This is a genomic window from Planktothrix sp. PLAVEN19ND (genome assembly GCF_057220675.1).
The window spans coordinates 1,169,077-1,184,301 of sequence record NZ_CM170132.1; the positions used below are offsets into that span (position 1 = coordinate 1,169,077).

The 15,225-nt window shown below is 46.0% G+C and carries 6 protein-coding genes; all 6 read left to right on the plus strand.

Annotated features, from left to right (window positions below):
• Positions 1 to 39: 39 nt before the first annotated feature.
• A complete protein-coding gene (locus AC2D3N_RS05145) occupies positions 40 to 1,965 on the plus strand; it encodes a nitrate ABC transporter ATP-binding protein (RefSeq protein ID WP_484692977.1) in 1,926 nt (641 codons plus the stop codon).
• A gap of 164 nt (positions 1,966 to 2,129) precedes the next feature.
• A complete protein-coding gene (locus tag AC2D3N_RS05150) occupies positions 2,130 to 4,286 on the plus strand; it encodes a molybdopterin oxidoreductase family protein (protein WP_484692978.1) in 2,157 nt (718 codons plus the stop codon).
• Between the two features lie 265 nt (positions 4,287 to 4,551).
• Positions 4,552 to 5,445: a hypothetical protein gene (locus tag AC2D3N_RS05155; RefSeq protein ID WP_484692979.1), complete on the plus strand. Its 894-nt coding sequence runs from the start codon at positions 4,552 to 4,554 to the stop codon at positions 5,443 to 5,445.
• Positions 5,446 to 5,687: 242 nt separating this feature from the next.
• Complete coding sequence (locus AC2D3N_RS05160) at positions 5,688 to 6,596, plus strand: pentapeptide repeat-containing protein (RefSeq protein WP_079678865.1); 909 nt, start codon at positions 5,688 to 5,690, stop codon at positions 6,594 to 6,596.
• A gap of 27 nt (positions 6,597 to 6,623) precedes the next feature.
• Complete coding sequence (gene cutA, locus AC2D3N_RS05165; protein ID WP_484692980.1) at positions 6,624 to 6,947, plus strand: divalent-cation tolerance protein CutA; 324 nt, start codon at positions 6,624 to 6,626, stop codon at positions 6,945 to 6,947.
• A 253-nt stretch (positions 6,948 to 7,200) separates the two neighbouring features.
• Positions 7,201 to 15,195, plus strand: coding sequence for an Ig-like domain-containing protein (locus tag AC2D3N_RS05170; RefSeq protein WP_484692981.1), 7,995 nt, complete (start codon positions 7,201 to 7,203; stop codon positions 15,193 to 15,195).
• The last annotated feature ends 30 nt before the right edge of the window (positions 15,196 to 15,225 follow it).

Here is a 15,225-nt window from a genome sequence, read left to right on the forward strand (position 1 = left end):
AACAGTCTCATCGTCAACCGTTGTTTAGCCTAAAAAATTATGCAAATTTTAGATAGTATTTCTTCTAAACCAATGCCATCCTCAAAATCCGATGCTTTTTTGCTGATTGATCAAGTTTCTAAAGTCTATAACACAGCAAAAGGTGAATATGTTGTACTTGAAAATGTCAATCTTCAGGTGCAAGAAGGGGAGTTTATTTGCATTATTGGTCACTCAGGTTGCGGAAAATCTACCCTATTAAATATGGTGGCGGGGTTTAATCAACCCACCACCGGGATAGTATCAGTTCAAGGACAAACTATCACCGAACCAGGGCCAGAAAGGATGGTAGTATTTCAAAACTATTCCCTGTTACCTTGGTTGACCGCTAAAGAAAATATTCAGTTAGGGGTTGAGTCAGTATATCCTGACAAATCCACCGCCGAACATAAGGCAATTGTTAACGAAAATTTAGAGTTAGTTGGGTTATCGGAAGCGGCGAATAAAAAACCCGCTCAACTCTCAGGAGGAATGAAACAACGGGTTTCCATCGCTAGAGCCTTAGCTACCCGTCCCCAAATGCTAATTTTAGACGAACCATTTGGTGCCTTAGATCCCATTACCCGGGAAGAATTACAGGAAGAACTTCTGAATATTTGGCAAGATCATCGGATCACTGTGTTAATGATTACCCATGATATTGATGAAGCCCTATTTTTAGCTGATCGTTTGGTGATGATGACTAATGGCCCGGCAGCCCAAATTGGCGAAATATTAGATATTCCCTTCTCCCGTCCCCGCGACCGTGCCAAAATCACCGAAGATCCCCGATATTATGAATTACGCAACTATGCCCTAGATTTCCTATTCCGGCGCTTTGCTCACCATGAGGAAGATCAAGATACAACTGAAGATACAACCTCCGACATCGGATCAGCACAAAGCACTACAATAGCACCCAGTTATAGTCCTATAGCAATAGAGGTGCTGAATATGCAACCCGATAACCCTAATCCTAACCCTAACCCTAACCTTAGCCCCAAAGACAATCCCTATGCTCAACGTTCTGAACCTGAATTAACCCATGGGGTTGACCCCGCAACGACCGAAGAAGAAATGTCACCTGAAACGAAAACCAAGGTGTTATTTGCTCTGTGGGGAGTAATTCTGGCCACCTTAATCGGATCATTAGTTTTCAATTCTACCACCACCGCAAATAAAGAGGCGGAAACCCCAGAGTCTTCCTCGACGACGATGGGAGAAACAGCAACTACCCCCGTTGCGGAAACCACGACTCCGGCAACTATAGCCTCTCCCACCCTAGCCCCTACTCCCACTGCTACCTTATCACCCTCTGTCAGTCCTTCTGTCAGTCCCTCTGCCCCCCTGGGAGCTACGCCAACCGCCTCTCCTAATGTCGTGGCGACGACTTCTCCCAGTCCCAATAGCGTTGCATCTACGACGACAACGACAACAACGGCGGTCGCACCTACCACAACGGCTTCACCAATGGTTTCTCCGTCTCCCGTGGCTACGACATCCCCAACCCCAGGGAGTTTAGCCCCTGCTTCTGTTTCTGCTTCTGCTTCTCCTTCCCCTGCTACAACAGCAATATCACCGACAACATCACCAACAACAACGGCATCGCCAACGTCCTCTCCTGCTTCCGTGGCAACTGCCCCTAGTAGTGCGACGGCAAAAACCCCTAGTGCTGCTGATTTAGAAAAGTTAAATCAAGAGGTTTTTGCCCAAATTAATGAGGCTTGGACAAATACTCCAGTGACCGCAGTTTCTGTTTATTTAGTTAAGGTGAGTCAAAAGGGGGAGATTTTGAGTTATGAAGCTAAATCTGCCGACGCAACTCAAAATCTGAATAATACCCCCCTGCCCAATTTAGTGAAGTCGGATGTGACCCAAACTCCCTATACGCAATTTGAGGTAACATTTACCCCCGTAGGAACCTTGGATTTAAAACCGGTTCCATAGGGAATATTTTAAGAGGAATTGGGAGTTAATTATTATCCCAATTTCTCACTCTGATTTAACAATTTTTATATTAAATAAATTCTGGAATTCGTTGTTGGGCTTTAGCCCTCCATATTCGTGGGCAATCATCCCAACAACTAGCTTGACAACTATTTCATAAAACAATGAAATCGATTAAAACCCTTTGCCCTTTCTGTGGTGTCGGTTGTGGTTTGGAAATTCTATCTACAGCAACGGCTGATCAAGATATTAAACGAGATGAACAGGGAAACCCGATTTGGAAGGTGAGAGGCGATCGCCAACATCCGTCTAGTTTGGGAATGGTCTGTGTTAAAGGAGCCACCGTCACCGAATCGATTCACCGAGATCGGCTTTTATACCCGATGATTCGAGAAACCCTAGACCAACCCTTCCGCCAGGGGAGTTGGGAGGAAGCCCTAACTCTGATCGTGGATCGGATCAAAACCGTTCGCAGTGAATATGGTTCCGATGCCCTATGTATGTACGGTTCTGGTCAGTTTGTTACCGAAGATTATTATGTAGCTCAAAAACTATTCAAAGGTTGTTTAGGAACCAATAACTTTGATGCTAATTCTCGTTTATGTATGTCATCGGCTGTATCGGGTTATGTTCAGAGCTTGGGGGCTGATGGGCCTCCCTGTTGTTATGATGATTTGGAATTAACTGATTGTGCCTTTATTGTGGGTAGTAATACCGCCGAATGTCATCCAATTATCTTTAATCGTTTAGCCAAATATCATAAAAAAAATCCCCACGTTAAACTAATTGTGGCTGACCCTCGCTATACCCAAACCGCCGAAGCCGCCGACCTGCATTTACCGATTCGCCCCGGAACTGATATTGATTTATTTAATGGCATCGGTCATTTACTATTAAAATCGGGTGATATTGATACACTTTTTGTGGATGAATGTACCCGTAATTTTAAAGAATATGCTCAACTTTTACAATCTTATCCTCCCGAAAAAGTTGCCGAAACCTGTGGAATTACTATTGAAAAATTAGAAACCGCGGCTCGTTATTGGCAAGAATCAAAACGGATTTTATCCCTGTGGTCAATGGGATTAAATCAATCCTCCGAGGGTACGGCAAAAGTGCGATCGCTAATTAATTTACACCTGATGACCGGTCAAATTGGTAAACCCGGTTGTGGCCCCTTTTCCCTCACCGGACAACCCAACGCCATGGGCGGACGGGAAGCCGGAGGACTGGCCCATTTATTACCTGGCTATCGGTCTGTGACTAACCCCCAACATCGGGCGGAAGTTGAACAGTTTTGGGGCATTCCCGAGGGTGGCATTTCTCCCGACATTGGACGCACCGTTTGGGATATGATTATCGGTTTAGAACAGGATGAAGTACAGTTTCTCTGGATCGCCGCTACCAACCCGGCCGTAAGTATGCCCGACCTGGAGCGCACCAAAGCCGCCCTATTAAAATCACCTTTTACCGTCTATCAAGAAGCCTACTATCCCACGGAAACCTCGGCTTATGCCCATATTTTACTCCCCGCGACCCAATGGAGTGAAAAAACCGGGGTGATGACCAACTCCGAAAGGCGTGTAACCTACTGTCCGGGGTTTGATGTCCCTTTAGGAGAAGCCCGCCATGACTGGGAGATTTTTGCCGAAGTTGGGAGGCGTTTAGGGTTTAAAGAACAATTTGCTTTCCAAACCTCGGCGGATGTCTATGCTGAATTTGTGCGACTGACTAAAGGTCGTCCCTGTGATCTGTCGGGGTTAAGTCATGACCGTTTGCAACAGCAGGGGCCAACCCAATGGCCTTGTCCAGCAGGGGAAGTTGATTCTAGTATTTCCTCCAAACGCCTCTACACCAATAGTTATTTTGCTACCCCCGACGGTCGAGCGATTTTTGGCTCCTACCATTCCCAGGGGTTAGCCGAACCCAGTGATCCCGATTATCCCTATGTGTTGACAACGGGGCGTTTATATGGTCACTGGCACACCCTCACCCGCACAGGGAGAACGGCAAAAACCCAACAAATGCACCCCGACCCCTTTATTGAAATTCATCCCCAGGATGCGGCTAATTTGGGGATTGAAAATGGCGATCTTGTGCAAGTCCGTTCTCGGCGGGGAAGTTGTCAATTTCCCGCTAAAGTCACCGCCTTTATTGCCCCGGGAACCGTATTTGTCCCGATGCACTGGGGGGCGTTGTGGGCCGCAGATGCAGAAGCCAATAATTTAACCCATCCCCACGCCTGTCCTGACTCTCGCCAACCGGAATTAAAAGCCTGTGCAGTACAGTTATCAGTCATCAGTCATCAGTCATCAGAGTAGAGATGCGCCCAAGCGCAGCGATGCCGTAGGCTATTGGCGCGTCTGCACCAGTTATCAGTCATCAGTGGGGAACCTTTGACAATTTATATCGACTATTAGAGTAAGTCAGGAGTATAAAAACGACTAACTCCCATCTACCCCAGACAACTTAAAAAGTCTGTTCAAGACCTTGAAAATTATCTTTTGGGATGATGCCAAGTCCCTCAAAAGATGTTAGCCTAAAATAAATAAAGGGATTAAAAATTTTATTAAGTTGAGTTGACCTATGAAACCGACATTAACCTTAACAACATTAGTATTATTAGCCAGTTCAATGCTCCCAGCCCGTGCTGTGATGCTCAATAACCGGATTAACACGGATTCCGCCAGACAACCCTCTCAAGATTTAATTCTGGCTCAAAATAATTTTGACCAATATCGTCAACAACGTCATGCACAGTTAGAACAACAAATGCGACAAGAGGTAAATCAACCCCAATATCGCAATTTATCCGCAGCCCAAAAAGCCCAAATGATTCGAGATGCTCATAATAATTTGGATCAACGTTTAGATCAGGAGTATCAAGCCTGGCAACGGGGTAACAATAACGGGAATTATAATAATAACAACCCTAACAATCCCAATAGTCAACAATCCTTTGATCAATATCGTCAACAACGTCATGCACAGTTAGAACAACAAATGCGACAAGAGGTAAATCAGCCTCAATATCGCAACTTATCCGCAGCCCAAAAAGCCCAAATGATTCGAGATGCTCATAATAATTTGGATCAACGTTTAGATCAGGAGTATGCGACTTGGCAACAGGGTAACAATAACGGGAATTATAATAACAACAACCCTAACAATCCTAATAGTCAACAATCATTTGATCAATATCGTCAACAACGTCATGCACAGTTAGAACAACAAATGCGACAAGAGGTAAATCAGCCTCAATATCGCAACTTATCCGCAGCCCAAAAAGCCCAAATGATTCGAGATGCTCATAATAATTTGGATCAACGTTTAGATCAGGAGTATGCGACTTGGCAACAGGGTAACAATAACGGGAATTATAATGGTCAGTATGATTCGGGAAACTATAATGGCAGTGATCGTTATGATCGTTATAATCGTAACAATCAACCCTATCCTAATGGGGGTTACAACCGTTAATAGTAGGTTATGTAAGTACAGCACACGAATCATTTAGAATATCTCAAATCATTTGATCATTAATTATGTGGTAGGGGCGAATGGCCATTCGCCCCTACTTTATTTAGACTTAATCAGAAATAATGAAACCCGATTGCCAAAATGCAATTATTAAAAAATGTTAAACACAAAAATATAAAAACTTTCTTAAGATTTACGGTTATATTGAAAATACAAGCCAAAACAACCGGAGTAATACGCCCATGCAAGTTAATCACCTGTTGAGGGAATACGAAGAAGGGGAAAGAGACTTTACGGAAGTAGACCTGGAAGGAGCAGACCTATCGGGAGTAATTTTGATTGGGGTTAACCTTTCCAGAGCCAATTTAACTGGAGTCAACTTGAGTCGAGCCTTCCTAAGTCGGGTTAAACTCAATGGGGCGTGTTTGCATCGAGCTAATTTGAGTTATGCCAAAATGAATGAGGCAAAATTAGGGGATGCGAACTTAACCAAAGCCAATTTGACGGGGACTTTTTTGGTTAAAGCTAAACTTCCCAATGCTAATTTAAGCGGTGCAATTTTAGCCGGAGCCAACTTAAGACGTGCCAGCTTACCGAATGCTAATTTATGTTCGGCAAATTTGCAATTCTCGAATTTAAGAGAAACAAATTTAACCGGAGTTAACTTGAAATGGGCGAATTTAGTTTCGGCAAAACTCAGTGGTGCTAATTTATTTGGGGCAGAATTAACGGGAGTTAATTTACAAAAAGCCTACTTAAATGGGATTAAATTAAGTCGAGTTAATTTGGATGGGGTGAATCTGCATGAAGCCCGACTAAATGGGGCTGATTTAGAAGGAGCAACCCTAATGAATGCCAATCTCAGTCAAGCTCAAATGCGGGGTATCCGGTTAACAAAAGCCGATTTAACCGGAGCTAATTTAGAACAGGCGAGTCTGATGTGGGCAAATTTAAACTGGGCAAAATTATCACAGGCAGACTTGAGAGATGCGGATTTAAGAGATGCGTCACTATTGGGAGCTACCCTGGAAAATACTCAATTTCAAGGAGCGCAATTGCCACAATCCTTAAAACTTTATCTGGATTTAGCAATAACCTGCTCTAATTTATATCAAGGTCATACTCAAAAGTGTGCAGTTGAGTTAAGATAATTTAAATTAAGATTGAACAGAAGATTAATGGCAACAGATTGTACTGTAGTTTTGGTTACGGCAAGTTCTCGTTTAGAAGCAGAAAAAATTGCTCAAGTGTTAGTGGAAGAAAAACTGGCAGCCTGTGTGAGTTTAATCCCAATTCATTCTATTTATACCTGGCAATCAGAATTATGTCGGGAGGATGAATGGCAATTAATCATTAAAACCAATCTTAGACAGTTTGAACATTTAGAAATAAGAATTAAACAACTGCACTCCTATGAAGTGCCGGAAATTATTGCTTTACCGATTATCAAAGGTTCGGTAAGTTATTTAAGCTGGATTTCTGGAGAAACTCAGACTCGTTAAAAACTTTTTTTCTCTTAGGTCATAATGTTTTATTGTAGGGTTTTTTCACAAATCATTTATTTTTACAGTAGTGGCACAAACACCTTATTTTACAAAGACTCATGCTCAAACCTAGACGGTGAGATCTTTTCTCTCTCAAGGATTTTCAAGGGAACACTTCTTACGATATAATCGTCCTATCAATCGGGTTAGACAAACAACCCAAGTCCACAGTCCCCAACTAACCATCACAAGCAATAAAGGATTAATCCCCATGGCTACTTTTCAAGAAAAAACGGGTGCTGATAACCCCCTGAATAATATCACTGTTGGTAATGCTAGCACCCCCTACCTTGCCGATCTTGACAATGATGGGGACTTAGATGCTGTGGTTGGTACCTACTCGAATGGGCTCAAATATTTACAGAACAACAACGGAATTTTCACTCAGCAGACGGGTGCCGCCAACCCCTTCAATGGTTTCAGGCTGATCGTTAATAGTGACCCCGCCCTTGCCGATATTGACAAGGATGGGGACTTGGATCTTTTTGTTGGGGACAGCTCCGGCACGATCTCCTATTTCCAGAACAACAACGGAATTTTCACTCAGCAGACGGGTGCGACTAACCCCTTCAATGGTTTCAGGGCTGGTCAGAATGCTAGACCCAGATTTGGCGATCTTGACGGTGATGGGGACTTAGATGCTGCGATTGGGAGCAACTCGGGTAAGATCAACTATTTCCAGAACAACAACGGAATTTTTACTGAGCAGACGGGTGCGGCTAACCCCTTAAATATTGTCAATATTGGGGGGCTTATTGAGCCCAATCTTGCCGATATTGACAAGGATGGGGACGTGGATGCTGTTATTGCCACTTCTGGGGGTACGCTCGAATACTTTCAAAACGACAACGGAATTTTCACCCGGCAGACGGGTACGGCAAACCCCTTCAGTGCCTTAAATTTTGGGCAAAATAACTCCGCCACTTTTGCCGATTTTAACAAGGATGGAAACTTGGATGCTTTTGTTGGGAACGCCCAGGGCACAATCCAATATTTTCAGAACACTACGCCTCTACCTCCAGAACTTCTGATTAACGCTTTACTGCCTTTTAATAATCAGCAACAAGTTCCGCTTGCGAATGACTTAACAGTCTATTACAACCAACAGATTCTCAAAGGCACTGGCAATATTGTTATTAAGAATGCTGCGGGAAATATTTTTGAAATCCTAGATATAAATTCACCTAATATTACAATTAATAGTTATGAACTTGTTATTAACCCCACCAATGATTTAGCAGGACAAACACGATACAGCGTTGAAATTTCTCCAGGCGCGCTTGTAAGTTCAGGTGGATTATTACCCTCTAAAGCAACAACTGCTAAAGACTGGAGTTTTACAACCCTTGATAATATTCCCCCCACCATTACGAAACTAAGTCCCGCCGATGATAGCATCGGCCAGATAGCATTGTTTGGCAACTTAGATATCACATTCAATGAACCCGTTTCTAAAGGGACTGGTAATATTGTTATCAAAAGACTCTCGGATAATTCTATTTTTGAAACGATACCAGTTACATCACCCAATATCAGTTTTTTGACGGCTGGTGGATCTAGTCTTCAGGTATTTATCAACCCCACAAACGATTTGGTATCGGAAACAGAATATTACGTTGAAATTGATAATACAGCCTTTAAAGATTTGAGTGGCAATGCCTTTGCCGGCCTGAGTGGAAATACTCCCTGGAATTTCAAAACTCCAGATCGGACTCCTCCACTCCTGACCAGTTTATCACCAACGGATAATGCTACAGGAGTTGCCCTAGGAGATAATTTAATTGTCACCTTCAATGAAGCTATTCAGAAAAGTAATACGGGCAATGTCACGATTAAAAAATTATCCGATGGTTCAATTGTTGAAACCCTAGCGGTTAGTTCACCTAATCTGACTACTAATGGCAATCAACTCACTATTAACCCCACTGCTAATTTAGCTCCGGGTACAGAATATTATGTAGAAATTGCTCCCATAACTATTGCTGATTTAGCCGCAAATTCCTTTATTGGAATTAGTGGGAGTACGCAATGGAATTTCACAACTGTCTCCGATGCCGTTAACCTGTCGATAACCCCGACCACCGGGACAGAAGCCAACACCACCAGTATTACCGTCACCGCCACCGCCGCCCTGCCCGTTGTTGGGAACCAAACCGTTGATTTAGCATTAACTGGAAATGCCACATCTGCGGATTTTGCGGGCACTATCCCCAACAAAATCACCATAACCGACGGCAGCACCACCGGACAAGTCACCTTTACGATTACTGACGACAGCATCGACGAAATTGACGAAACTGCCAACCTCGCTATCAGTAACCCCAGTGCGGGCATTGTTTTAGGGCCAACCACCACAGGCAATATCACCATTACCGACAACGATACGGCTGGATTTGAACTGCAAGCCATCAGTGGCCATACCAGCGAATCCGGGGGGACTGCCAACTTTGGTATCCGCCTCAAAACCCAACCCACCGCCGATGTCAGCTTCAGTTTCACCAGCAGTAACACCGCCGAGGCAACCGTCCCCGCCACCCCCATCACCTTTACCCCCGCTAACTGGAACGTTTATCAAACCGTCACTGTAACGGGCGTAGACGATGCACCTCCGGTGGTCGATGGAGACAAAACCTACCAAATTGTTAGCAGCGCCGTTACTAGCACCGACCCCAACTACAGCAGCATCAAACCCTCCGATTTGATTGGGATCAACACCGACAACGACAGCCCCAGAGTTACTATTACCCAAAGTGGAGGCAGTACAGCCGTTACCGAAGGGGGAGCAAATGATACTTATACAATACAATTAGATACCGCACCTCTAGGTGATGTCACCGTTACCGTCACCTCCGATGCCCAATCCCAAGTCAGCACCGATGGTACTACCTTTGGCAACAGCCAAACCGTCACCTTCACCCCTGCCAATGGTACGGCGGCTAAAATTATCACCGTCAAAGCCGTAGATGATACCGTCGCCGAACATAACCATACCAGCAGTATTACCCACGCGATTACTGCCAGTGCCACTCCCATCAACTATCCCACCACCATGCCCATCGGCCCGGTGAATGCCCAAATTACCGATAACGATATTACCTACAATGTAGTTGGTAGCACTACCACGATTAAAGAAGGGAATACGGGCAACCAAGTTATCACATTTACCATCACTCGCGGGGGCGAAACCCAACAACCCAGTAGTATTGATTTCAGTTTCGGGGGAACCGCCAGTACCGGAACAGACTACAATAACGTTAACGTGACGGGTACGGGAGTGAGTGCTACAAACAGCACCATTAGCTTTGCCGCCAACGCCACCACCGCCACCATCGCCGTTGAAATCCTAGGGGATGCCCAAGTTGAACCCGATGAAACCCTCAGCCTCACCCTCAGCAACGGCACACCCGCAGGGACAGCTAGTTCGCCCCTGAATGTCACCCTAACCAATGACGACACCCCCGGAATTGTTCTTAAACCCAAAAACGGATTAACCACCACCGAAGCCACCGCCACCGATAGCTTTACTGTCCGGTTAAGCAGCCAACCCAGCGCCGACGTCACCATTGGGTTAACTAGCGATAACACCGCCGAAGGCACATTATCAGCCAACAGCGTCACCTTCACCCCTAGTAACTGGAATACCGCTCAAGCTGTTACTGTCACTGGAGTCGATGATAATATTATTGATGGGAATAAAGCCTATAAAATTGTCACCGCCAAAGCCACCAGCACCGATACAAACTATAACGGCTTAGACTCCAATGATATCGGAGTCACCAACCTCGATAACGATTTGGCAGGGTTCACGATTTCGGCTATTAGTGGCAATACCACAGAAGTCGGGGGGACGAGTACCTTTACCATCCAACTCAAAACCCAACCCACCGCCGATGTCACCCTTCCTTTAAGTAGCGATAACACCGCCGAAGGCAAGGTTTTACCCGCTTCTGTTACCTTTAATTCAACTAACTGGAATCAACCCCAAACCGTTACTGTTACTGGAGTTGATGATAGTATTGCCGACGGAAATCAAAACTATAATATTGTCACTGGAGCCACCACCAGTACCGACACCAACTATAACGGCATTAACCCCAACGATATTGGGATTGCTAATATTGATAACGACGTTGCCGGGGTCACAATTTCTGCTATTAGTGGGAATACCACAGAAGCAGCAGGTACAGCCACCTTTACCGTTCAACTCAAGAGTCAACCTACGACTGATGTTAGCTTTAATTTAAGTAGTGATAATCCCGCAGAAGGGTCTATTTCTGCTAAGAGCCTCACCTTTAATTCAACTAACTGGAATCAACCCCAAACCGTCACCGTCACCGGAATTGATGATATTTTCTTTGATGGCGATAAACCCTATAATATTGTTACCACAGCCATCAGCAGTCAAGATCCCAGTTATAACGGGATTAATCCTAGCGATATTGCCGTCACCAATACCGACAACGACAGTCCTGGGTTCATCGTAATACCCGTCGTCAGCAATACTACAGAAGCTGGAGGTACCGGAGGATTTGTCATTTATCTCAACGGTCAACCTACAGGCGATGTCACCCTTCCCCTCAGTAGTGATAACACCAATGAAGGCACTGTAACCCCCGCAGCCGTTACTTTTAATGCCAGTAACTGGGATATCCCCCAAACCGTTACAGTTCTGCCAGTCGATGATCCGATTGTGGATGGGGATAAAGCCTATAATATTGTTACCGGAGCCTCTACCAGTACCGATATCCGATTTAACGGGATTAACCCTAACGATATTCCCTTCACCAATACCGACAACGACATCCCCGCGTTTATCATCTCCCCCATCAGTGGCAATACCACAGAAGCCGGAGGTCAAGCCAATTTTACCGTCCAACTCAACGGTCAACCCACCGCCGACGTTACTTTTGGGTTAACCAGTGACAACCTGGCTGAAGGCACAGTCTTACCCGCAGCCGTCACCTTCAATTCCACCAACTGGAATACCCCCCAAACCGTCACTGTCACCGGAGTCGATGATGCTATTGTTGATGGCGATAAACCCTATAAAATTATTGCCGCAGCCTCCACTAGCACCGATACCCGATTTAACGGTATTAAACCCAAGGATATCGCTGTCACCAACAGCGACAACGATGTCCTCCCCGTCGATACCACCCCACCAGTAGTGGTGAGTTTAACCCCAACCGATGATGCCACGGGAGTAGCCGTAGGGGATAACTTAATCATTAAATTCAGTGAAGCCATTCAGATTGGCAGTGGTAATATCGTCATCAAGAAACTATCCGATAACTCCATTGTCGAAACCCTGAATGTCAAGTCCCCCAAAGTCAGCATCGGGACAAACAAAAAGGATAAAGTCGCCAGTCTACTTATCCTCAACCCCACAGCCGACTTAGCCCTCAGTACAGACTATTATGTAGAAATCGACCCCACAGCCATTCAAGACAAAGCCGGAAATCCCTATACTGGTATCAGTGGCAGTACAACTTGGAACTTCAAAACCGTTGATGCGTCCCCAGCCATTCCCCCCGTCAACCTCTCCCTATCCCAAACCACAGGCAGCGAAGCCGGGACAACCAGTATTACCGTCACCGTCACCGCAGCAGCAGCCGTTGTGGGCGACCAAACCCTTGACCTGACCCTAAGCGGAGATGCCAACTCTGCCGATTTCGTCGCCCCCGTCCCCAACAAAATCACCATCCCCAACGGTAGCAGCAGTGGACAAGTCACCTTCACCATCACCGACGACAAACTCGACGAAATCGACGAAACCGCAACGCTCACCCTGAGTAACCCCAGTGCCGGAATTGTCCTAGGCCCAGACATTACAGACAGTTTCACCATCATCGACAACGACACAGCCGGATTTCAACTTCAACCCATCAGTGGTAATACCAGCGAAGCCGGAGGTCAAGCCAGCTTTGACATCCGTTTAACCTCCCAACCCACAGCAGATGTCAGTCTCAGTTTCAGCAGTAGTAACATCGCCGAAGGGACAGTTGCCCCCACCACTATCACCTTTACCCCCGGTAACTGGAATAGCTACCAAACTGTCACCGCCACAGGAGTAGATGATTTAGTCGCCGACGGAGATGTCTCCTACGAAATTCTCAGTGCTCTCACCAGCAGCGACAGCAACTACAACAGCCTCAAACCCGCCGATGTCGATGTCACCAACACCGACAACGACATCCCGGGAGTCACCATTACCCAATCGGGCGGGAGTACCAATCTCACAGAAGCGGGAAAAACAGATACTTATGAGATACAATTAAATACGCAACCCCTGGGGAATGTTGAAGTAACATTAACCGCCGATATCCAAGCCGAAATCAGCTTAGATGGGGTTAACTTTGCCCCATCTCAAATCGTTAACTTCACACCCACCACGGGCATCACTCCCCAAACTATTACAGTCAGGGCGATAGATGATGGAGTTGCCGAACATAATCACAGCAGTGCTATTACCCACCGGATTACCAATAGCACAGCCCCCAACTATCCCACCACCCGACCCATTGGCTCGGTGAATGCCCAAATAGTGGATAACGATATTACCTATAATTTGATTGGGAGTACCACCACTATCACAGAAGGGAATACGGGTAGCCAGGTTGTCAGTTTTACTATTAGTCGAGACGGTGAGACCCAACAGGCCAGTAGCGTTGATTTCAGCTTAGGAGGTACCGCCAGCGTTGGTACAGATTACAATAACGTTTTGGTCAGTGGTAGTGGAGTTAGTGCTACGGGCAGTAAGATTAATTTTGCCCCCAATGCCACCACTGCGACGATTGCGGTCGAAATCCTGGGTGATACTGTTGTTGAACCGAACGAAACCCTAGAACTTAGTCTGAGTCAAGCTACGGCTGCTGGCACAGCCACGGTTACGGGTTCTCCCCTGAGTCTCTCCATTCAAAATGATGACCGAGAAATTATACCCACACCCGTACCCACACCCGTACCCACACCCGTACCCACACCTGCACCAACATCCGTACCCACACCCGTACCCACACCCGTACCAACATCCGCACCTATACCTATACCTGTACCGATACCCACGCCCACACCAAGACCCACGCCCGCACCTACACCGGAGCCCACACCCGCACCCACACCCACACCCGCACCCACACCCGCACCGACCCAAATTCCCATACCGGACTTTAAGGCTTTGGAGGATGCTCTCAAATCCTTGCCTGTTACCGTTTCACCCCAGCCCACCCCAGAACCCACGGCGGTGTATATATTTGACCCCACCGTGTTATACCTGGGAATCAACATCAACGCAGATGCCCTCACGCCACCAGCAACCGCCAATCCGCTTAATGGTACGGGTAATACCGATAATTTGGAAGCCACAGACAATCAGGATGTCATTTCCTCCGGGGGTGGCGATGATCGAGCCTTGGGCTTTAAAGAAAATGACTTTATTACTCTCGAATCGGGAAATAACACAGCGTATGGGGGTCAGGGTAATGATACTGTCGTTAGCGGTGACGGCGATGATCTGATTTTTGGTGATTTAGGAGATGACCTGATTCAAAGCGGAGACGGTAAAGATACGGTGTTCGGCAGTCAAGGTAGTGATATTCTGCATGGGAATTCAGGAGATGACCTACTCTTAGGCGGTGAAGACACGGATGTCTTAGAAGGGAATGAAGGGAATGATCTTGTCTTCGGTGGCCAAGGCATGGATTTTGTCAATGGAAATGAAGGAGATGATGTCCTGTTTGGTAACCAAGGCTTTGACATCGTTGCTGGGGGTACAGGCAATGAGACAATCTATGGGGGTAAAGAAACCGATCTAGTTGATGGTAATGAAGGCAATGATCTGCTCTGGGGTGATTTAGGAGATGATCTTCTCGATGGGGGTACCGGAGAAGACCAACTTCTCGGCGGTGAGGGCAATGACATCCTCGTCGGTGCTGAGGGTCTGGATATCCTGACCGGAGGCGAGGGCAATGATAATTTCTATATTGCGACTCAGTTTGATACGGAAACCATTACGGATTTCCAAGATGGGTTAGACCGAATTGTGTTCACGGGGGGATTGACTTTTGCTCAGTTACAAATTACGTCTGAAAATGGCAATACTATTCTGACGGTAACTAGCACTCAACAACAAGTTGCTAAACTTTTGGGCGTTAATAGCTCTTTAATTACGGCGGCGGACTTTTTCGAGAATAATTCCCCACAATAAACAGTGACTTTAAGAAACTCTCGTTAGGCA